This window comes from Spirosoma panaciterrae DSM 21099, assembly GCF_000374025.1.
GTDB classification, from domain to species: domain Bacteria; phylum Bacteroidota; class Bacteroidia; order Cytophagales; family Spirosomataceae; genus Spirosoma; species Spirosoma panaciterrae.
In genome coordinates, this window is the sequence record NZ_KB893173.1 from 365,000 (window position 1) to 387,169 (window position 22,170).

Genomic DNA, 22,170 nt, shown 5'->3' on the forward strand with positions numbered 1-22,170 from the left:
TTTTATGTCGTGAAACCTGAGTGGTAAAGAATGTTACAGGATTGTTAGCCAATCTTTATATATGAATCTTTATTTGTATAAGCCAAATAGAGGCAACAATGCTTATGGAAACTTCTTTTCTCTACCTGACCAGAACCGGGCTTACCCGGCACATCTTCCTGACTCATCTGCTTCCAATATTTCGTGTTGCCTTTATGTGGATATTGATCGGGCTACCCTCAACGATACGGGCTCAGGATGTTCCTCATACAGCGTCGTACTGGATGCGGGAACTGGCCCGGCAAACCGATAGCACGCGTAAAGCCGAAGTCCTGTTGTTTATTGCTAAAGATGTGGAGAACGCCGATCCAACTGGTGCCATGACTTACGCGCAGCAGGCGTTTACACTGGGCGAAAAGCTGAAAGTTCCCAAAATTAGTGGTCTGGCAGCTCTTCAGATCTCGAAACTACACACCATTCTGGGGAATAAAGGACAGGCAAGACGATTTCGCAAACGGGCCGAGGCACTCCTCCGATCGGTCGACCTGATGGCGGAACTCAATCGGCTCGAAACCCAAAAATCGCAGGCCGAAGAAACCGCCCGAACCAATGCTGCAGAAGCGGCCAGCTCACGGGAAGTGGTTAGCCAATTGAGTACCGAAGCGCAGCAAAAGCAGGAGCTGTTAAGTCGGCAAAACAGTCAGCTTACCAAACGCCAACAGCAAATCAATAAACAGGAGCAACTCCTTACCAGTAAAAACTCCCTGATCGGCCAGAAAAATCAGCTCATCAACCAGAAAGATTCAGTACTCACCCATCGCGAGCTGGAGCTACGGTATCAGCAGGATCAGATAAAAATTCTTGAGCAGGAAAAAGCCCTGAAAGCCGCCGAAGCCGAACAGGCCCGGACAGTTCGCAATGGGTTATTGATCGGGGCCGTACTGCTGCTGCTGCTGGCGGGTCTGCTCTGGCGACTCATTACCACCCAACAACGGGCCAATAAGCAACTAACCCAAAAGAACACCCAGCTCGACAAAGCGCGTCAACGCTCCGATGAACTACTTTTAAATATCCTCCCCAGCGAATTAGTGGATGAGCTGAAGATAAAAGGCATTACCCGAACGCGCCATCATGATGAGGTAACCATCATGTTTACTGACTTTCGTGATTTTACCAAAATCAGTGAGCAGCTTTCGCCAACCGATCTCGTACAGGAAATTGATTACTGCTTCCGGCATTTCGACTACATCATCGGAAAATACCCCAGTATTGAGAAGATAAAAACCATTGGAGACGCCTATCTGTGCGCGGGTGGTTTGCCAGCCGCCCATCCCGCTCATGCGCATGATGTTGTGGCAGCCGCGCTCGAAATTCGGGATTTCATTCGGGAGCTAGAAGCACAACGGACTCGTGAGGGCAAACTGGCTTTTCAGATTCGGATCGGAATTCATACAGGACCCGTTGTGGCTGGCGTGGTCGGGTCGACCAAATTCGCTTACGACATCTGGGGCGATACGGTCAATACAGCCGCCCGGCTCGAATCGGCCAGCGAACCGGGGCAGGTCAATATCTCCGCCACCACCTTCGACCGGGTGCAGAACCAGTTCGTCTGTCAATACCGGGGCGATTTTGCCACTAAAAATAAGGCCGACATGAGCATGTATTTTGTAGAGAACCAGCCCACGCTGGTTCTGGCCTGACGAGTCATTTCCTTAACCAACGTTATTATTGCCGATGAGACTCACGATTGACCCTCAAGTGAATACCTATCAGAAAGAACAGCTTCTGACTAATTTACATCGCATTTTTGGCGATTTCGATACCACCATGCTGACCCTGATCGATCCACTGCTGGAATGGGTCGAGATTGGTGGGGGAGAAATCCTGTTCCGCCAACATGAAACCGGCGATTCACTTTATTTTGTGATCAGTGGCCGACTCCAGGCCTACGTGACCGATAGCCAGGGCAGTCAGCAGATAATCGGCGAGATTATCCGGGGCGAAACAGTTGGTGAGATGGCCATTTTTACCGGCGATCCTCGAGGTGCCACCATTATTGCCCTGCGGGATAGTGTGCTGGTCAAACTGTCGAAACACGCTTTTGAACAAGTGATAGCGGCTTATCCGGCGGTGTCGATGAATGTAACGAAGCTCATCATCAATCGGCTCCGAACCTCACAGGGCGAACGGGAGGTACCCAAAAAACCGATCAACATTTGCGTTCTGGCTTTACACGAAGATCCCGAACAGGCAACAGGTTGCGCGGGTCAGTTTATCGAGGAACTGCACCCCTTATTAAGTCAGAAGGGATCAACTTTTATCACATCGAGCAATCAGGTCAATGCCTATTTCGGCCAACCTGATTTTGCCCAAACCGATAAGAGTCATCCCAATGCATACCGGCAACTCACCCAGTGGCTGGATGATCAGGAGTCGCAATACAAGTTTATGCTTTACGTGACCGATCCAATTTATCCAGGTCAGTCTCTTTCAGAATGGACGCGTCGATGCCTGCGGCAGGGCGATGAAATTCTGCTGCTGGCCGATGCCCGACAAAAGCCTGATCTGACCTATGTTGAACAGGAATTGCTGAATGCAGGATTCCAGACCGGTGCCCCACAAACACTTATTTTAATGCATCCGGCCGATACGGATCACCCACGTCATACTGCCAACTGGCTGTCGTTACGTCCCAGGGTCAAAAACCATTACCATATTCGTAAGGGTCTGGCCCGCGATATGGCCCGGCTGGCTCGTATTCTGAGTGGCACCGCTATCGGTTTTGTACTGGCTGGAGGTGGGGCCAAGGGATTTGCGCATATTGGCGTGTTACGGGCATTGCAGGAATGGGGCATTCCGGTCGATTTTTTGGGTGGAACCAGCGTTGGCGGTCTTGTCGCAGCAACATTTTCCTTCGACGAGTCAATCGAGATTACTACGCAACACCTCCGAAAAGCCGCTCAGTTTAACCCCACCAAAGATTATAACCTACTGCCATTTATTTCGCTCATCCGTGGCCGACGCATCGAGCAGATGATTCAGACCTGTATTCATGATTTTACTGGCAATCCTAACCCTTATATTGAAGATAGCTGGCTGACGTTCTTTACGGTATCGAGCAATTACACGCAGGCCCGCGAAGAAGTGCATACCCGAGGGCCCATGGAGAAATACTTACGGGCTACCTCAGCCATTCCAGGTGTATTTCCCCCAATCATCGAAGGCGATGACTTACTGGTCGATGGTGGAACGTTCAACAATTTTCCGGCGGATGTGATGAGCCGCGTTGGCGTTGGAAAAGTTATAGGTGTAGATCTTAGCATCGATAAACCCCGCAAGCTAAATATCGAACAGATACCCAATCCTACCGCGCTGCTCCGCGATCGATTCCGGCCTAAACGGCAGCGGAAGTATCGGTTGCCGTCGCTGATGTCGATTATGCTCAACGCCACCTTGCTGTATAGCAGCGCCCGTCGTAACCAGAATGTTCGCTACACAGACCTCTATTTCAACCCTAATGTCAGTCGGTACGGCATCATGAACTGGTCTTCGTACGACAGTATTGTGCGGAAAGGGTATGAACATGCACTGGAGGTGTTAGCGCAATTGAGCCCGGAGGAGTTAGAGAATCTAAAAGCATAGGTAATCCGATCATCTCCCCTCAAAAAAGGCTGGACAACTTTATTGCCTCCGTACATTGGCAGAAGTCAACTCAGGTGAAGGTAGCTCCGGAGGAAGAACTCGTACGGGCTAATTGGCTCACATCAGGTAAAGGGCATAGCCAATCCACAGGGCGATTCATTCGTGTATTTGCCAAAGCCAACAGTTCCTCAGCGGTCAGGGCTGTCCGCTGGGAGTGGGTCGTCTGCAACCTGATTAATGAGCTACTCCTTCGGCAGGGCGAGTGTGTCGCCCGCAAGCAGGCGCATTCGGTACGCATTCATTGCTGTGCGACCCAGTTGATTGACAAGCCGGTAATTTACTACAATACCTACCGCAGCCCCGATACCCGGAATTAGTTGGGCCATTTTGGCGAGATCGATGTAGTCACGGTATTCCTGTTGAAAAGTTAGCCAGTCAAACTGATTGATATCTTCCGGTAACTGACGACTATGTTCAGGCCAGTTGGCCAGGTACTCATATACCATCTGCCTACGCTCCTGACTCGAAAAGGCCAGTTGAAAGACATAAAGAATAAAGACCCGTTCGCGGTAGTCACTCACCGAAAAACCATACAGGCTGGCAATTTCAAATAACATTTTCATTTTTAGCGCCAGCAGGATCGGGAAATCGGCCAGGCCGAGCCAAAACCCACCGGCTCCGGTTACGCCCCCCTCGGCGGCACTGGTTTTTCGATAAAAGTCGATCCGTTTGGCTACGGCAGCATCACGCTGGGTGATGGTTTGGCCTTCTACAGGCGGACGGTTCAGGAACCCAGCCCCAAACAAAACCGCTCGTGTCATCTGCTTAATAGTAGCCGTAATCAGGGCATGGACACGATCAGGAATGATACGATTAATTCGGCGCTGCAACGACGTTGAGAGCTTACCAAAAGCAGACGGAGGCTTTTGCATGGCTTGTTGCCATCGGGTCAATTCCTGTCGAACCGAGCGTTCGTAGGCAGTCATACTTGTTATTTTTTAACTAAAAAGTAATATCTTGAGCGAATTAAACCTGTAGTCAGGCTGTTGTAAGTTTGTGCATCCTCATAAACCCATAAACAATTACTTATTTATCGGCATGAAGAATGTTTTTTTGCTTCTGGTAGGTTTAGCCATAATTTATTTGTCTACCACCGGATACAAACCCACTCGTAACGTCAATCAGGCAACCGTAAACCCTGGAGCGGCCACAACATTTAAAAAGAATACGACCGGCCATCTTGCTATTTATGACCAGCTTAATCTGGCCCAGACTGGGTTACAACGCAGCGTTTTTGAATATGCTCTCCGCGGCTGGCAGAAAATAGACACAGCCAAATCCATGCTGACCATTGTTGATCTGAGCCAACCCTCGAATCGTAAACGACTCTATGTGGTCGATTTGTTCAATAAAAAGCTGCTTTTCAATACCTACGTTGCGCACGGACGAAACTCCGGGGATCTGGTGGCTAATCAATTCTCCAATACACAGTCGTCGTTTCAGTCGAGTCTTGGCTTTTACCAGACCCTGAACACCTACATGGGCAAACATGGGCTGTCGTTGCAACTGAAGGGTCTGGAGAAGGGCTTTAACGACAATGTATATAACCGAAATATCGTTCTTCACGGAGCCGATTATGTTTGTGAAGACATTATCCGCAAAACGGGCCGTTTAGGCCGCAGCCAGGGCTGCCCAGCCGTCCCCTACGCCGATTCGAAAGGTATTATTCAGGCTGTCAAAGGCGGGTCCTGCCTGTTTGTTTACGCTCCTAACCCAGACTATCTGGCTCAATCTGCTTATTTGGCCCAGCCATATATGTCTTTGTAGAACCGTAGCTTTCCTGTTGCATCTACATCGGCTATATTGTAGGTGATAAACACAGGAAACGGCTTGGGTATTTTCAGGACGCGGGGTTTCTGATCGATCAGGCATTTATTCATAAACTCATTATCGAACGTTTGTTCGCCTAAAACCAGGTTGGCGAGTTCGACAGGCTTTTGTACACGCACACATCCATGACTCCGCCAACGGTCGCTGGTGAGCTTGAACAAATCACGGCTGTTGGTATCGTGCAGATAGATCGCAAGTGGGTTAGCCAGGTCGAACTTCAACAGTCCCAGCGAGTTCTCGCACCCCGAAGCCTGCCGAATTCGATAGGGGAAATTGGTTTCCGTTATCCCATCCCAGTCAACTTCTTCGGGGTCAACTTCCCGGTTGCGCTCGTCCAGTACCTGAAAATTCTGGTTGTACAAATAGGCAACATCACGCTTTACATGCGGAACAATCTCCTCCAGGGCAATATTCTGTGGTACGTTCCAGTAGGGATAGGCGATAATATTCTGAATGTAGGTTGTCATACACGGGGTTCGGCGGTCTGGCTTTCCGGTGATGACCTGCATGGGCAGCAGCCGTTTTCCCGACCGATCAAATACGTTTAGCTCGCCCGCTGGAATGTTGACGACCACAAATTGGTCGGGATTGAACCGATTGACGTATCGGTAGAAATTAAGTGTCTGTCGAATTAATCGTAATGAATCCGATGCAGCCGGATTGCCCTTCACTCGTTTGCGCAATCGGTTATAATGGCCAACCAGCTTCGCATACGGCTCAAACGCCAGCAACGACGCTTTGACCGACCCGACCTGGATAGCCTCAGTCTTTTTTGCCCAGCTCGAGTCGACAGCTTCTTTCAAACCATTGAAAGCCAGTTGCGAGGGCTTTTTCCCATACCGGGCTTCCAGTAGTACCTGAGTTAGGTTAGCATCGATTTCGGCTTTATCAAGCTTTTTCGGTGTACCGTATCGGCTTGTATCAATGCCAATCGAATCGGCATATAAGCACAACTGGTGAAGGGATAGGGCGGCCTGTTTGACGGTCTTTTCGTCCTGTATTCGCTTTTGTTCAACACGCGCAGCCTGCTCGCGGTCGGCCTTTCGATGGCTCCACCATCGTCCAACAAAAAAGAGGATGATTAGCCCTGCCCCTACTGCTGCGCCAATGATAATTTTCTTCTGCTTATCCATGCTTCAATGGTATGAATGGTCTATACTAGATAACGCACGAAACGAATCGTTGGTTATGGATTTACGCGGCTGGTCCTTCGAAAAAAAGGGCAACTCGCTCTTCGAATTGCCCTTTCTGACCTAGCTGTATGCTGGTTTGTCAATATCTGGTTTGGGATTGGGATTTCGATTGGGGTGTTTCATGCGTAAGTTAGCGGCTGGTTTATCGCCATCCATGTACTCATCTTCCAGTTCATCCGGGGTTAATTCTTCGGGATCAATCTCACTACCCGGACCACTGGTCCCCTCTATTGACTGGTTGGCTAAGCCTGCTGGCGAAATGGCCTGTTTGGCCCGAATAATGTCGTCCTTCTCTTGATTTTCCATAACAACCTCGTTTTTCGTATCGGACAATGTCTTGCTTTTCTAACCCATAGCCACGCATATTGTTTCTGAAAGTAGCTCCGTCCTGATACAAATTCGCTCCAGTTAAATCGCCGGGGGGTTGCCTTATTCGTAAACTGGTTTTATTTTACCAACCTGGATATTTTGTAGGCGTCTGAAAAAGAGACTATACAGACTTTGTTTTCTAATCATGCATCTATTTCATAAAGCAGACGCTGACGATGTGGCGTTGTTGAGCTTTTTAGCCAAAGAAACGTATACGCAGGCCTTTGCCCACACCTGGTCAGATGAAGAATTATTCGCAAACTATATTGACCAATCCTTTAGTTTGACGGCTATTACCAACCAAATGGCCGACCCGAATACCGAGTTTTATATAGTCCAGTCGGCCAATGAGCTTGTAGGCTATTTTAAGTTTACCATTACCCATAGTGCGTTGTTTTTGAGCAAAATGTACTTTTTACAAAAGGTAGTCGGGCAACGCCTGGGTACACAATGCATGTCTTTCATTGATTCGATCCGGCAAAAACGCAACCTGAACGAAATCATTCTGGAAGTACTGGCCAGCAACGAAAAAGGCATCCGTTTTTATCAGAAACACGGATTTCAGGAAGTGGGCCAGAAGGAAAACCCGACCGAAAAAGCAAGAGGGAATCTATTGATTATGAAGAAGTGCCCCGTTGTTTAGGCTTTACCAATACGTTCTTACATGGAAACTCATTTTGACCTCAGCGATAGCGCCTTTGTACAACAGTTGGAAGCCTGTACCTTACCGCCCACTCTCTTTAGCCACGAAGCTCATTTACGGCTAGCCTGGATATACATCAAAACGTATGGTACCGAAAAGGCCGCAGATACGATCTGCCAGTCGTTGATTCAATACGTGGATGCATTAGGAGCCCGGGACAAATATAACCAGACACTGACAGTAGCCGCCGTACGGGTCGTCAGTCACTTTATGAACCAATCCAGGGCCGATACATTTTATGAATTTATCGGCGAGTTTCCCCGGCTTAAGAGCAATTTTAAAGCATTACTTGGTGCTCATTACCAGATTGATATTTACAATTCCGATCTGGCGAAACGCACCTACCTCGAACCTGATCGGCTCCCTTTTTCCTGATTTTCCGTTCATGCCTGTCCAATTTCTGATTTCTCATTTGTCATATGGGTGTAGTTTAACCCTTTTTATACCCGTAAAACCAAACACATATGGAAGAATATGTTTTAGTAATGCGCAATGAGGATGGAAAAAAGCTGGCCTCACCCGAGCAGATGCAGATCTGGATGAAACAAACGATGGACTGGATAGGAGGTATAGCGGCTCAAAACAAATTTGTTTCGGGTACGGGGCTTCCTTTCGACGACGCTCGCGTGGTTCACTCGAACAACATCGTAACCAATGGTCCCTTTGGCGACATCAAAGAAACCATTGGCGGATTCATTACCGTCAGAGCCGAGTCGGTCGATGAAGCGGTGGAATTTGCCAAAGGATGCCCCGTTTTGCAGGGCGAGGGTAATAGTGTCGAAGTTCGACGAGTAGCCAGTCGTTAAGTCCAGTTGCGTAGTGGGTGGCGTACGTTCGTCAAACTATTTTTAGTTGAGAAAATAAACCACCCACACCCCTATCCGATGCATCAGGAAGTAATTCCCCATCTGTTCCGAACCGAATTCCGAAAAATAACGACGGTTCTGTGTAAACATTTCGGTATTGGCCATATTGAAACGGCTGAAGACATCGCCAGCGATACGTTCCTGGCCGCCCTCAACACATGGACGTATAAAGGTATTCCCGAAAATCCAACCGCCTGGCTGTATACCGTAGCCAAACACAAAGCGGCCAACTACCGTAACCGCACGAAGTCCTTTCAGGAAAAGGGGGGTTCTTTGTTTCCAGCCGACCCGAGTTACCAACCCGATCTGGATTTATCGGCCGAAAATATACAGGACAGTCAACTACAGATGCTATTCGCCATCTGCCATCCGTCTATCCCGGTTGAATCCCAGATCGGCCTGGCCCTGCGCATTCTTTGCGGTTTCGGAATTGACGAAATCGCCAATGCGTTCCTATCCAATAAAGAAACCATCAACAAACGCCTGTTTAGAGCCAAAGAAAAATTACGGCTCGAACAGGTTCGTATCGAACTTCCTTCTGAGACCGATATTGAAAAGCGACTGCAAACGGTCCTGACAACGCTATATCTGCTTTTCAACGAAGGCTACTATTCTGAAAGTCAGTCGTCGGTACTCCGGGAAGACCTTTGTCATGAAGCGATGCGGCTGACTCAGCTCTTAACGGAGAATAAGCGTACTGATCTTCCGCCTGTCAATGCCTTACTGGCGTTGATGTGTTTTCATTCATCCAGGTTCCCAGCCCGGAAGAATGCGCAGGGCGAGATGATCTTATACCAGGATCAGGACGAAACGCAATGGGATTATAGCTTAATTGCCAAAGGTGCCTATTACCTTCAACAGGCTTCGCGGGGAGATACCCTTTCCCCTTATCATCTGGAAGCCAGTATTGCGTACTGGCATACCTTAAAAGCCGACACAACGGAAAAATGGGAGTCTATTCTACAGCTTTATAACAAACTCCTGCAACTTGCCTACTCGCCTATTGCTGCCCTTAACCGTACCTATGCGCTGTCGAAAGCCAACAGTAAAGAGGAGGCCATCCGCGAAGCCGAAAAACTTCAACTGACAGGCAACCCGTATTATTTCTCGCTACTTGGTGAACTCTATAAAGACATCGACCCCCACAAAGCCAGACATAATTTTGAGCAGGCCCTGGCTTTGGCCAAAACGCAGACAGATAAGCAACTGATCGCTCAAAATCTTTTGAAACTAAACGCGAATTGTTCGTAGTTTCAGGTAGCTATGCCATTTCTTTCCGGGAAAGCGCCCCCTAACCTACGAACAAAGCCATCTTCAACCTTTGATAAAACGTTTTGAACCATGCACATGTCAGCCAGTATACATAGCGCATTCAACCAGCACGATGTGATTGTACAAACCAATGGCGCAACGAAGGAATTGACTATATCGACCAAAGCATCGGGATTTGGTTCCGCCATCAACGGGGGCGAACTGCTACTGCTTTCGCTGGCTACCTGCTTTTGCAATGATATTTACCGGGAAGCCAGCAAACGGAACATCGTTGTCGAAGGCGTCGACGTTACTGTGTCGGGCGAATTTGGTGCGGATGGTGAACCGGGATTTAATTTTACGTACCAGGCCCGTGTCAAATCCGATGCCCCAGCCGCCGAAATCGACGCGCTGATCCAGCATACCGACCAAATCGCGGAAGTCCATAACACCCTCCGAAACGGACTGTCGATCAGGCTAGATCCAGCCCCGCTACGCTAATTTATTTTAGAGTTGACTACCTTCTTCCTGTCGTTTTCTGATGTCGTTCCGTATCTGTTTATGGGTTGTTGGCTGGTGTAGCCTATTCACCTTAGCTTCCTGTCGTTCATTCCGGCCTAATGCTCTTTCTGCCTCAACGGTTAGTTACTGCGTACCATCCATACAGTATGCCTATGATTCAGCCTACTTGCCCAAGCCTACTATTCAAACCATTCTGCAAGCGGATACACTGCTGACTCAACGCTATTCACAGCACGATCTACTTTTAGCCAATGCCATTGGTGTCTTGCCGCTTCTGCAGGAATTAATTTTACTGGAGAAACACCCTATTGCCGACAACCAGGTTACCCTACTCCGTATACGCCAAAAAATTCTCAATCGGTTTTTGTTGGCATCAACACAAATTGCCAGTCTGGCGGCCGAGCTGGATTGTGAAGGCGAACGCGCCGATCAGATCGCTACGTATTTAGATCAACGCGATACCCAGCGCATCCGACGATTAACCATTCTGTCAATTGTCATTGGAGCCGCAACTACCGTCGCCACCACCTTGCTTACCTCCGACAATACCAGCAAAGTTATTGGCATTAGCGGGGGGATCGTAGGGGCTGGTTTTGGCGGATTGGCCGCCTTTTCGTCAAACCGAACCGTTTCATTTCACCACCAGCGAAACCTTTTGACCGACATCTGGCGACAATCCGATTCATCATCCATGTATCCGCCCATGATCTGGTATATTTTGAATGAAAAATCATTTAGTAATACCCATCAGTTTTCTCTACACTACACAATTCGTGAACGCTGGAAAAACTACGTTCTCGGTCCGCTGTCTCCGGAGCAGGAACAGTTATATTTTGGTGAGGGGGGAAATTACCAGGCCGATGACTTGCATAACCGAGCTAATATGCTGAACCAGTTGCAATCGTCCGTACGATCCATCAACCAGGATTTACAGAGTTTAGCCATTACACTGGCAAATTAATTATAGTGTAGTCATTGCGTATCGGCTCAGTGAATTACGGTCAGTTGCCCCCGATAGATATGAGCAAATGGGTCATTCCCGGTTTTAATTTGATAAGTATATACACCTGTTTGCACCAATTGCTGTTTGTAAGTACCATCCCAGGGCTGTGTATACCCTTTTGAATAGAAAATCAGTTCACCCCATCGATTAAAAATAGACACCTCACATTGCGGGAACGAATTGATATTGGAAAGCAGCCATACGTCGTTGTTGCCATCAGCATTTGGCGAAAAAGCGGTGGGAATATAAAGCGGTGTCGATACGTCTACCAGAACCGAAAAAATAGCCGTACATCCCGCTGCATTGGTTGCTGTTAGCTGATAGGTCGTTGTTTCGGCAGGGCTAGCCATTGGGCTGGAAGCCGTCGGCTGATCGAGAGAAACAGGGGGTTCCCATTGGTAGGTTTCGATCGGCTGGTCGGCCTGAGTTATCATCTGGACAGCACTTCCCCGAGTCAAATAATAGTGCTCCTGCCCCGATATAGTTGGGCTGCCGACTACCTCTACCTGCTGACGTTTCTGCGTCTGGCAAACCGTATCCGAAACGACCGTGTAGGTAAGCTGATATGAACCTACCCCAACCGATTTCGGATCAAAATGAATCCCCGAAACCCCAGGGCCATCGAAGTCTCCCCCCGCAGGCTGTCCTCGTAGGGTAATAAGGCCGCTGGTATTGACGCAGATGGGTGGAATCGAATCAAAGAATACCTTCGGCCGATCATATCTGTTCACGCTGACCGGAGCCGAAAGCGCGGTACATCCTGTTGGGGCGGTTACTGTAACCTGAAAAACCCCTGGTTGCTGAACAGTCAGAACGGCTGTCGTATCAGAAAGTTGTAGCCCATTTTTCTGCCACTTATATCGATATTCCGTCTGCTGGTTTACGGTCAGTGCGATTGAATCGTCAGCACAAAACGACCGTTTCGGGGCTTTGATGGTGGCATCAGGCTTGGGGTTGATCGTAATACGAACTGTATCCGTTCCATCGCAAACGGCTCCAGTGGGTTTAGCCAATACGGTGTAGGTACCTGACTGATAAACGCGCACTGTGGCCTGCTTAGCCCCGTTTATTTCTTTGCCATCCTGCTGCCACTGGTATTGATAATTTGATTGACCCGTAGCTTCCAGCCGGATCGTGTCGCCTACACAATAGGGTTGAGGGGAAATGGTTCCTATTTTAACTGCCGGCGCTGTTACATAGGTTATGTTTACAGCCTGAGAGAGGGTATCGCTGGCACAAGCCTTTGCCAGACTCTTTACCACCGTATAAACGCCCGGCACATGTATCTGTAGAGTGTCTGACGTTGCCCCCCGAATATTATTCCCATCTTTTTGCCATTGATAGGCCCAGGCCGGATTAGACTCAACAGACAATACCAGTGGCTGACTTCCACACCAAACCAGATCGGAAGCTACTTTCCCATTGGCCATAACCACGGCGGCTGGTGGTGTATTTTTTGAGCAATCGATTACCGGAAGCTGAAAATCCCGACGGACGACTCCAATACGTTCTCCATGTCGAAACTCTTCACACTGCACCGTAAACAGGTATAGCCCTTCCTGCGTAGCCCGCAGCGACAATTGGCCCGTTGATGCGTTGATGGTCAGCGCCGGGTTACCTGGAATAATATTGGACAAACTATAACCAGGTGCCCAGGTTATTGTTGGGTAACTGGCTTTAGGCGAATCATCAAAGTTATTTGGCGCGGTACTGGTTGTATAGCCATTCAAGGGAGTAACTAATGAGTACCGAAGTTGATCCCCATCGGCATCAGAAGCCCTTGCGTCAAAGGTAAATGGTTTATTGATACAGATATAATCGCCATTGGGAAATCTAAACTCTGGCGAAGAGTTCGTAAAACTTGCGCCTGACCGGGTCATAGGCGGAAACTCCAGGTAAAAAGCCATAGCCACCCCGGTCAGCAGGGCTGTATTCACATTAGTCAACGCGTCGTTACGGCAACAACGCTCCCAAACCATGTAATAACCGCCGGGATCCGTATACAGGCTAGTGGTAAATTGATGGGTTGTATAATACTGGGCCTGAGAAAAACTAAGTTGACGAAACGTAGCGCAGGCCACATTATTAAACGTGAGCGGAAGAATTTCCTGTAAAGGCAGGGTTACCTTTTCAATCAATATAGGGTTTTGTTTCCGATAAATCCGTAAGGTAACCGATTCATCCTGGTTTCCTGGCACCGATTGGTTAGCATCCCAATATTGAGTTAATTGAAGATGAAATAAACCGGGAGTTCCCGCCACCAGTTTCATACTCACATCTCCACCGATTATATGAGATGCGAATACGCTTAATGGGAGCTGACCTAGTACCATCAACCCCAGGTGCAGGACCAAATGCCAGCTCTCCTTTCTTCTTCTATCGCACATGGCTTCTGTAGCAGATGGCCCGATATCCGTTCCGATTGTCGATTAGAACTTAATGTACGCATACTAACAAAATAGACCAGTAAAAAGGTTGTTTCTGTTATTATATGGCACACTAACGATACCTAATTGTACAATAAACTACTACAGAGTAAATCTATTTTTTACCTATTAGTTATTTATTTAACTTTTAAATAGGCAAAGGTAAATCAATAGAAAAGTGTAATGATACTTATTTGGAGAGAATACCCTTAGCTATCAGATAAGGAATAATGAGCCATAGAAGGCCTTTGATGAGAAAGAATAGAAAACCCAGCCAGCCAACGCGCTTAAGCCAATATCTGAACCGTTCATGCATTCCGTAAAGATAGTCATTTCCGAATTCTTCCTATGGTAGACTCTGTTCTCACGAGTAAATCGACCCTATACAACTATAGAGGATATCAGAAATGGTCATGGGTTGGTATGCTGCTCAATCACATGCACGTCCAGTATTAGCCAAGTCACGAACGAAACAACTACCATATTCCTGCCATACTCACCTTGCTATGCTTAACGTTACAAGATTAGTATTGATTTAAAGATAAGTACCCTAGTCGGACAATTCGCCCGAAAACCCTGGTTAGTACAAGTATGAGCGAGAAAACCGGAGTCAAGACCCAAGCCAAATTTTGCCAACAGGATTTTTTGACAATGTAAGACGGGGTTTCTATTGACGTGGTTGAATCGTGGATTTAGGCTATGAAAGTAAAAATGGTTGCAATTCGAAAAACCAATAGCTATTTCCACCCAGAGTAGCCCAGCGAATCATCGAACACATAGGCCAGCCCATTAGCCTAAAGGTGTTGAACCAATAACGTAAATAAATACAAACGGTGGCCTATTAATCCACCGTTTGTATTTTGTATAATTGCCAGACGGGTTTTATAACTATCTTTATGCAAAGAGAATAAACTAATATTGATGCTTGTGCCAATCCTGGTGGTAACCAAGTTTCGTGCAAAATTCATCTACCACTTACTCGCATCCAGATACAGTCATTTCCCCTTAGAATTAGCACCTACTTACTACTGTAAGCTATTTTCTTGAACGGCTTAGGCAGCAACGAACCCGAGCGCAATCGACAATCATCTTTGAGCAGTTTCAATTGCATCTCTGCGTTTTTGATGACTACTTGATAAATCCCAATCGCTTGAGTGTCGCAGGGACTAGTCCCACTTACTTTTTGCCAAATAAGTGAATCGCCTTTCATCGAATAGGTCATCGTTTCCAGTAACTGCTTATCTGCTACGGTATACATTCTCATCGTGTCTGCACCATACTGAAGCACTACCTCTACTACTTTGCTGGTCTCGACAGAGCCTTGCCAAGCGGTATTGGCTAACTGGTTTTTTATTTGGGCAGTAGCTGTTAGGCTAGCCCCTGTTAGAAGCGTAAGGGCAATAAATCGTTTCATAAGATAAACTAGTGATGAGTCATTTCAGGAAGGCCAAATCTATCAAAATAAACCAATTGGCCTTAGCGTATAACTACCCGATTTAAATGAATTACACTGAAATAGCTTGACAGTTTTTATTCATTTTTAGTCAGATACTTTAACTCCCTTTATTTAGATTTCTCCTCTAAACAAATTCACCATCAACACAAGCTTTTAAGAGATAAGACAGCCATAGTACGCCAGATATGAATCCTACTATTGCTAAAACTTTTTTCCCTTTGATAGGAAGATCTACAAAATAAGTATACAAGCTATAGAGAAGCAGCAAAGGGCCTGCGCATAGCAATCCAAAAGCACCTATAATTGGCACCAATGATTCAATCCGCAAAAATGGTATAAACTGTATGCCTATCATCCATACAATCGGTAGTAATAAGGCGGCTAAAACAAGTGCTAAATATAGGGTTGCACGACTCATCAATTTACTAATTAGGCTTGATTTTGTCAAGGTAAGATTTGTTTTAAGCAAAAACTGCTGACTCCTGCCTACGCCTTTTTTCTTGTTGTTGGCTGACGCGCTATTGTTTGCTTAATACTCCCTGCATCCGATGCGCCTGCTCAGGGGTATGGTAATTACAACTACGGTGAGGGAGTAACTGATTGTAATTCTCAATGGCTCGTTGGATCGCTTCTCCAGCCGCTTCATAATTGACAAAGCTTCGGTTCAAGAGCATCTCCTGCTTAATGGTGCGATTCACTTGTTCGGCCAACGCATTTTCATAGGGATCCCCCTGCTCAGTCATGCTGATAACCACTTTATAACGACGTAATAGACCTATGTACTCTCGACAACAGTATTGCACACCACGGTCAGAATGATGAATCAAGTGTCGACCTACTTTATTCTCTTTCAAAGCCATTTTTAACGCCATCAGCGGTCCGTCCATTTGCAAAGAACGATGCAAAGCCCAGCCTACAATCTTTCGCGAATAAGCATCGGTGATTAAGCTTAAGTAAGCGAATCCATACTGTAGAGGAATATAGGTAATATCGCTGACCCACAAGCGATTAGGGGTATCTACTTTCATTCCCTTTGTTAAGTTAGGGTACTTTCGAAACGGATGATCAGACCAGGTAGTTCTTGCCCGACGAGTCTTACACCTAACTAGCAGCCCATTGTCTCTCAGTAGTTTAGCAAATTTATCTCGCCCTAATTTAATATCCTGCTGGGCCCGAAAACCCGCCAGTTGATGATGCAATATTTCCACCCCGACCGAGGGTAAATCCACCCGTAAGCGACGAACTTCAGCCAGTAACATGGCTTCCTGAAGGGTGGATTTATCGTTTTGTTTCTGCCTTTCATACCAAGCCTGACGGCTCTTCCCAAACAGTCCGCAGAGAGTCTGTACGCTCACCAAAGGGTGTTCCAGACTGAGTTTAGTCACTGCTTGGGACCAGACTTTTTTCGGATCGGAATCTTCAATTCTTGTTCGGCGATCTGAATCACCGTTTCCAAAGCTTCTCGTTTAAGTTTTTCCTGTTGAAGCAGTTTTTGGGTGTCGGCTAATTGCTGTTTGAGTAGTGCGATTTCGTCGGTTTTCTTTTTCATCAGCAGTTTAGGGAATTTCAGCCTTGAATAGTTTGGTTCGGGGTAATAGCGTCGTAATCGATAACGCTGGTAGGCTCGATTCCAAACGCGAAGGGAATTTCGCGAGATTTTTAATTCTGCCAAAATCTGGGCTTCACTGATCAGCCCTAGTCGGTACAGTTCGACCACATGCCACCGAAAGGCATTGGCTTTGTACTTTTTCTTGAGATTGATAAAACTGCTCACTTTCATAACTCTACACGGTTAGTGTCAAGCTATTTCAGTGTAATACACTAATAAAGTTACCAAAAAGTCCTACCCGAAAAATGAGATAGTTGCTAAATAGTGGTACTCGTTTCCCTTTACAGATCGCCCGGTATTGGCCTTGTTACTCCTCTTTCAGAATATCTAAATACGAACAATTTTAAGTAAAAAATACATTTTTGAATTGTCTGGGCATTGTGAACAGACAACTTTTTTCTTACTACACGAGTAAGGCATAACTAGTAAGTTAGAATGATACAGTATCCACCTATTATTTTCTTCGTTTCTTCCGAACAACCAATTCACGATAGCCGAAGGTAGGATCGACCTCCCGTCCATACGTTAGATCAGTCATTACACCAATAACAATTTCGGCGGTGGTATAAATTGTGCAGCCTTCCAGTAAATGGCCTCCAATAGTTCGGCCTGTTGAGTCCGACACGGACAGATGTATATGACTCCCTCCTGTTGAAAGTGTACCCACCATTGAAACAATTTCAAAATGCCCCTGCCATACTGTAGGCTCTACCTGATTGGCCAATCGGAGTGTCGCTCGGGTAAGACTTCCCACACAGGTAATCACAGCTCCGGCTTCAATTCGTTGGTGTTGAACAATGGCCTCCACTTCTTTTTTGAGATCCTGACCTGGTCTCAGCCTAAATGAATAGGTCTGCATTGTGGCTGATGCGACAGCTTCTGGTGGATTTGGTTGTGCATTTAGCATGGTTACGCAATGAATCAATAAGATGGCTAAAAGATAACGCATGGCGATTTCGATTTATAATCAAAAAAAAACCGGGAGCGTTGGCCCCCGGTTTTTTTTATTGCATTAGCGAATTATTCAACTCCGAACATTACATCTGACCGGCGTCCACTGTTACCACCCCGACGACGCACCTGCTTCTTCGGTGCTGGAGGAGCCAGTAACTTGGTTTTTTGCTCATTGGTCAGCGGCTTCAGATCAGTGATTGTGTAGCTGTTATCGCTGATCGTGGTGCTGAAGCTACCCACCGTTTGCTCAGGCTGGCCATTGCAAGGCTTCTTCGTAACAGTGAATACAGCGCGGAAGTACTGAACTTGCGGACGTACCCGACGGCCTTTGAAGCGAATCGCGTTGCCGCTTTCGATTTTCGCTTTTTCAGCCTGCAGTTGCTGAGCCAGACCACCTGGCAGTTCGTTCAGGTTCAGAATTACAGTGTTCGTATCGAAATCAACTGCACCTGTTGCCAGCAGACGGTTCAGACCACGATAGCGAAGACGGGTAACGGTGTCTCCAACCGAAGTAACGGTACCATTACAGTAACAGACATTAGCCACTTCGCGGGTGTATGGGGTCCGGTAGAATACTTCCAGACGCTCAAGGCGGTGGTTGTATTCACACTCTGGTGTAACAACGGCTGGTTTTATACTCGCAAAACTGGTGGTGGCTACTTCACTCATACAAGTACCACACTTAGCAGTTTGCTTGTTGTGAACGGTTACGTAGTAGAAGCCAGGGGTCATCTGTCCACCCGAGAAATAAGCACTGGGGAATGTCAGCGTCGTGTCGGTCGTGTTTTCTAACTGAGCAATAACCTGATCGGTGTTGCCGGCTACGACTGAATCCGGGCGATAGTAAAGACGAGCCGTGAAGGTTTCGTTCTTCGGATTGGGGGTAGTGCTACGCCAGCTAATAACCGGAGCCGTAGCAGCTGTGTTAACCGGAGCCGACTGAGCAGCATTGGTGTTGTCCACATAAGCAAGTGAAGCTCCTTTGAGCGAAGCGCCATTGAATCGTACATTTAGCTCAGGTACCTGTTCGCAGGTTGGGCACGATACAGGAGCTTTGGGAATAAGCTTCTTCTGCACAAATCCTTTCCGAACGGCCAAACCAACGCTAAACCCACCGTGCTTCCGCTTGAACTCATACAATTGATCATCAATACCGTTGATAATCAAATAGTTCAACTGAGTGATAAAGCCTTGACCCTGAACCCCGATATTCCAGTTATTACGTCCAATCGGAAAGAAGACGGCAGCCGAACCAAGGGCTCCAAGGTGATACAAATGGGAGCTTGGATTTACCGACCGAATCAGGCCACCTCCATCTACGAAGGATGGAACTGCTGGTAATGTCAAAGTAGATGGGGTATAGGCAGCAATGGTAGCGGCTTCTGTACGGAACAGACCTCCACGGGCAGCCAACTCAATGAAAGAGGTGGCATCTGGATTCTTGCGGCTCCGTCCCAGAGTAAAGGTAAGAACCGGCCCTACGGTCAGGAACATATCCTCCGAAGCCCGTTGGTTGATCGTTACCTGATTGTTCGTAAAACCACGACTTGCGGCCAGGCTGTACAAATAATCCCGGTAAATACTACGTGTGATGTAGTTCTGGTACCCAAAGGCAGCTCCGACCGCAAAGCGAAGACGCCGGGTAGCTGGGGTGAGGAAATAATCAGCATTGGCTGTAATATTAAATCCAGCACCATTATAAAGCGTATTGTCACGTTTGGTAGGTCCGAACGTATTTTCCCAGGTACCACAATACGCAAAGTTAGGTCCAGCATATAAACCTACACGCCAGGGCGATAAACGCCTAACCAGGATAAACGTTTGAAACGTCGTATCGCAGTCATCCAGTTCAGCCACATCACTGGCCTGTGCTTTGAAATCATTTCTACGCAAGGTGTCAGTGTAAATTCCTTTTCCTAGTCGATAGATATTCTCACGCACGTAACTTCCACTGGAAGTAGTCGATGATGGACTTGTCGTAGCCTGTTGAGCAAGGCTAACAGTTGGTATTGCAAAACTTAGCAACACGAGTCCAGCCAGCATCCGCAGAGGGTGTTGTTGGATAAATGTTCGCATATTTATTGAGTTAATTTGACGCAATGTTTCTTATTAAACTTTTAATCTTCCAAATACGACTATAGAAATTTAGGGAACGGTAACACCCACGTGGTGGTGGATTTCATCGTTTTTTTACCTTTCTATAAGAAAGCTAACGTCTATAGCCTCACCGTACCTCCATATGACTAATTTCTTGACGAAATGTTTCTCAATGCTTCAAATAATATATAAAATATTGCTAGCACTGATCCAAATCTTGTCTATAAGCTCATTCGAACGCTCAAATTTGCTCCTCAAGTCATTTGACGATATAGCCTAAAAATGGCCCTATCTCTATTTTTTCTGCAATGTTAAGACTGAATTGCAAAAGTCAATTCATCCATTACATATTTTTTCAGTTGGTCGGCACTATCAATCTAAATTTTGAACAGCTCGTTCCGCTATCTGTTATGCAACCAAACTCGAATAAAGTCCAGACTTATAATACTACTAATTAGCCCCAATTGTGTTTAAATGTTTTTCTTTTTTATCGGTGACCAATAATAGTGATAAACGGGTGATTATAAAACAAATACTTCCCACCTGCCGATAGAAACTACATTTTCCCTTATTTGTCTTATTTATTCCTCAATTTCTCCCAAAATATGAACGGTAATTTAGTGAAAACTTCATGGCTGACGTATGGAGTACTTTTGTTAACGTAATAGCGGTTACCGATATACGGTCTGTTACTTTTAATCAGCATTGAGTAATTCTTCCCTTTGACAGGCAAATAGGGCAATCGTAACCATATAGTAACGCAAATTTTCAACAAATGGACTAGTGGCTGTCCTTCACTATGGCAATTTGACCGACGTTTGAATCAGGTTGGTCGCGCATTTTGCAACAATCTTCCCGTCGGTTGCCACTATACGCCCCTCACAATGAACGATATTTTTTCCGGCACGAACCACTTCAGCCGTTGCAGTTACTACCTCTCCAAGTCTGACAGCGTGCAGAAAATCAACAGTCAGATTGACGGATGTGTACGCATATTCACGTCCTAGAGCATACACCATCACCCCAACCAAGTCATCCAGAATAGCGGCAGCCGCTCCCCCATGCAGCACTTTAGCTGGATTGATCATTTCAGAACGAATCTCAAAATCAGCTACCAGACGCCCGTAAGCTACTTCCCGAAGGGTTCCATTCAACCACTGCCCGAAAGGAGATGGGCTATTACTCATTGAACACCCGATCTGGGAGTGGAGGAAATCCAGTCGGGGATTTGATAAATTGTCCATATCCGGCAAAAATAGCACTTAACTAAGCCATATGCCCATTTGATTCGATTATTTATGGACTTTCTTGGGAGGTTTCCAAGACTTGTACTACTTTTGGGCGATTTTCAATTCGCCTACTCGATTACCCTGTATGAATTATACGCTTACGCAGATCCCTGAACGTACGATCAAACCCCGCCAGAGTGGGTTAACTATGGTCATGGATAAAGGGCTGAGCCTGCGAGAAGTAGAGGATTTTTTATCGACCTCTGCCGGTTATGCCGATATTGTGAAGTTAGGTTGGGCAACCTCGTTCGTTACGCCAAATCTGAAAGAAAAATTAAGTATTTACAAGGAGGCCAACATACCCGTTTATTTTGGAGGTACCTTATTCGAAGCCTTTGTCATTCGAAATCAATTCGAAGAATACCGTAAGCTTCTCGACAAATACGGTATGGAATACGCGGAGGTATCGGATGGCTCCATCGAAATGACCCAGGACGAAAAATGTGAGTACATACGTCAGTTGGCCTCTCAAGTCACCGTTCTGTCGGAAGTAGGCTCTAAGGATGAAGCTAAAATTATCCCTCCCTACAAATGGATTCAGTTGATGAAGGCTGAGCTACAGGCAGGTGCCTGGAAGGTAATCGGCGAAGCCCGTGAAGGCGGTACAGTCGGTTTGTTCCGCTCAAGTGGAGAGGTTCGCCAGGGACTGGTTGAAGAAATTCTGACGCAGATTCCGTTCGAAAGTATTTTGTGGGAAGCTCCGCAGAAAGAACAGCAGGTCTGGTTCGTCAAATTATTGGGCGCCAATGTCAATCTGGGCAATATTGCCCCCCATGAGGTAATTCCTCTCGAAACCATTCGGTTAGGTCTTCGGGGTGACACGTTTATGCATTTTTTAACTAAGAACTAAGCAGTCCGGTCCGAGGAGCGAGAAGAGTTGGTAAAGAAAATATCGCTTTACCAACTCTTCTCGCTCCTCGC

Annotated in this window: 21 protein-coding genes; 10 read left to right on the forward strand and 11 right to left on the reverse strand. The window is 46.7% G+C overall.

Annotated features, from left to right (window positions below):
- The first annotated feature begins 104 nt into the window (after window positions 1-104).
- A complete protein-coding gene (locus B153_RS0104980; RefSeq protein WP_020595575.1) occupies window positions 105-1,679 on the forward strand; it encodes an adenylate/guanylate cyclase domain-containing protein in 1,575 nt (524 codons plus the stop codon).
- A 34-nt stretch (window positions 1,680-1,713) separates the two neighbouring features.
- The gene (locus tag B153_RS0104985) at window positions 1,714-3,621 is read left to right on the forward strand and encodes a patatin-like phospholipase family protein (protein ID WP_020595576.1); all 1,908 of its coding nucleotides are present in this window, start codon (window positions 1,714-1,716) and stop codon (window positions 3,619-3,621) included.
- Window positions 3,622-3,863: 242 nt separating this feature from the next.
- Here B153_RS0104985 and B153_RS0104990 read toward each other — a convergent pair whose 3' ends face one another.
- On the reverse strand, window positions 3,864-4,607 hold the full coding sequence (locus tag B153_RS0104990) for an EcsC family protein (protein WP_020595577.1): 744 nt from the start codon (window positions 4,605-4,607) through the stop codon (window positions 3,864-3,866).
- Between the two features lie 112 nt (window positions 4,608-4,719).
- Between B153_RS0104990 and B153_RS0104995 the strand changes: the two genes are divergently transcribed.
- Entirely contained in the window at window positions 4,720-5,448 is a 729-nt protein-coding gene (locus tag B153_RS0104995) for a murein L,D-transpeptidase catalytic domain family protein (RefSeq protein ID WP_020595578.1), read from the forward strand.
- Here the strand turns inward: B153_RS0104995 and B153_RS0105000 are convergent.
- Complete coding sequence (locus B153_RS0105000; protein WP_020595579.1) at window positions 5,418-6,644, reverse strand: L,D-transpeptidase family protein; 1,227 nt, start codon at window positions 6,642-6,644, stop codon at window positions 5,418-5,420. The two genes, B153_RS0104995 and B153_RS0105000, sit on opposite strands and share 31 nt — an antisense overlap.
- Before the next feature lie 120 nt (window positions 6,645-6,764).
- Window positions 6,765-7,010 carry a hypothetical protein gene (locus B153_RS0105005; RefSeq protein ID WP_020595581.1) on the reverse strand — a complete coding sequence of 82 codons (246 nt, stop codon included), beginning with the start codon at window positions 7,008-7,010 and terminating at the stop codon, window positions 6,765-6,767.
- Between the two features lie 208 nt (window positions 7,011-7,218).
- Between B153_RS0105005 and B153_RS0105010 the strand changes: the two genes are divergently transcribed.
- From B153_RS0105010 to B153_RS0105035, 6 genes are all read left to right on the forward strand, one after another.
- Complete coding sequence (locus B153_RS0105010; RefSeq protein ID WP_020595582.1) at window positions 7,219-7,716, forward strand: GNAT family N-acetyltransferase; 498 nt, start codon at window positions 7,219-7,221, stop codon at window positions 7,714-7,716.
- Between the two features lie 21 nt (window positions 7,717-7,737).
- Window positions 7,738-8,151 carry a hypothetical protein gene (locus B153_RS0105015; protein ID WP_020595583.1) on the forward strand — a complete coding sequence of 138 codons (414 nt, stop codon included), beginning with the start codon at window positions 7,738-7,740 and terminating at the stop codon, window positions 8,149-8,151.
- Between the two features lie 89 nt (window positions 8,152-8,240).
- Window positions 8,241-8,582, forward strand: a complete 342-nt coding sequence (locus B153_RS0105020) for a YciI family protein (RefSeq protein WP_020595584.1) — start codon at window positions 8,241-8,243, stop codon at window positions 8,580-8,582.
- 78 nt (window positions 8,583-8,660) lie between these two features.
- On the forward strand, window positions 8,661-9,893 hold the full coding sequence (locus tag B153_RS0105025) for an RNA polymerase sigma factor (RefSeq protein WP_020595585.1): 1,233 nt from the start codon (window positions 8,661-8,663) through the stop codon (window positions 9,891-9,893).
- Between the two features lie 96 nt (window positions 9,894-9,989).
- Entirely contained in the window at window positions 9,990-10,394 is a 405-nt protein-coding gene (locus B153_RS0105030) for an OsmC family protein (protein WP_020595586.1), read from the forward strand.
- Between the two features lie 40 nt (window positions 10,395-10,434).
- Window positions 10,435-11,376, forward strand: coding sequence for a hypothetical protein (locus B153_RS0105035; protein WP_211221653.1), 942 nt, complete (start codon window positions 10,435-10,437; stop codon window positions 11,374-11,376).
- A gap of 26 nt (window positions 11,377-11,402) precedes the next feature.
- Here B153_RS0105035 and B153_RS0105040 read toward each other — a convergent pair whose 3' ends face one another.
- From B153_RS0105040 to B153_RS0105075, 8 genes are all read right to left on the reverse strand, one after another.
- Complete coding sequence (locus B153_RS0105040; protein ID WP_020595588.1) at window positions 11,403-13,688, reverse strand: T9SS type B sorting domain-containing protein; 2,286 nt, start codon at window positions 13,686-13,688, stop codon at window positions 11,403-11,405.
- A 1,174-nt stretch (window positions 13,689-14,862) separates the two neighbouring features.
- On the reverse strand, window positions 14,863-15,258 hold the full coding sequence (locus tag B153_RS0105045) for a hypothetical protein (RefSeq protein WP_020595589.1): 396 nt from the start codon (window positions 15,256-15,258) through the stop codon (window positions 14,863-14,865).
- A gap of 166 nt (window positions 15,259-15,424) precedes the next feature.
- Window positions 15,425-15,748: a hypothetical protein gene (locus B153_RS0105050; RefSeq protein WP_157634574.1), complete on the reverse strand. Its 324-nt coding sequence runs from the start codon at window positions 15,746-15,748 to the stop codon at window positions 15,425-15,427.
- A 70-nt stretch (window positions 15,749-15,818) separates the two neighbouring features.
- Window positions 15,819-16,685 carry an IS3 family transposase gene (locus tag B153_RS34655; RefSeq protein WP_020595591.1) on the reverse strand — a complete coding sequence of 289 codons (867 nt, stop codon included), beginning with the start codon at window positions 16,683-16,685 and terminating at the stop codon, window positions 15,819-15,821.
- Entirely contained in the window at window positions 16,682-17,080 is a 399-nt protein-coding gene (locus B153_RS0105060; protein ID WP_020595592.1) for a hypothetical protein, read from the reverse strand. Before B153_RS0105060 ends, B153_RS34655 begins: the two co-directional genes overlap by 4 nt.
- A 283-nt stretch (window positions 17,081-17,363) precedes the next feature.
- The gene (locus tag B153_RS0105065) at window positions 17,364-17,858 is read right to left on the reverse strand and encodes a PPC domain-containing DNA-binding protein (RefSeq protein WP_211221654.1); all 495 of its coding nucleotides are present in this window, start codon (window positions 17,856-17,858) and stop codon (window positions 17,364-17,366) included.
- Window positions 17,859-17,929: 71 nt separating this feature from the next.
- A complete protein-coding gene (locus B153_RS0105070; RefSeq protein WP_026261917.1) occupies window positions 17,930-19,906 on the reverse strand; it encodes a hypothetical protein in 1,977 nt (658 codons plus the stop codon).
- A gap of 851 nt (window positions 19,907-20,757) precedes the next feature.
- Window positions 20,758-21,204, reverse strand: a complete 447-nt coding sequence (locus tag B153_RS0105075) for a PaaI family thioesterase (RefSeq protein WP_026261918.1) — start codon at window positions 21,202-21,204, stop codon at window positions 20,758-20,760.
- A gap of 130 nt (window positions 21,205-21,334) precedes the next feature.
- On the opposite strand from B153_RS0105075, the gene B153_RS0105080 reads away from it, so the two are divergent.
- Window positions 21,335-22,099, forward strand: a complete 765-nt coding sequence (locus B153_RS0105080; protein WP_020595596.1) for a phosphosulfolactate synthase — start codon at window positions 21,335-21,337, stop codon at window positions 22,097-22,099.
- Window positions 22,100-22,170: the final 71 nt, after the last annotated feature.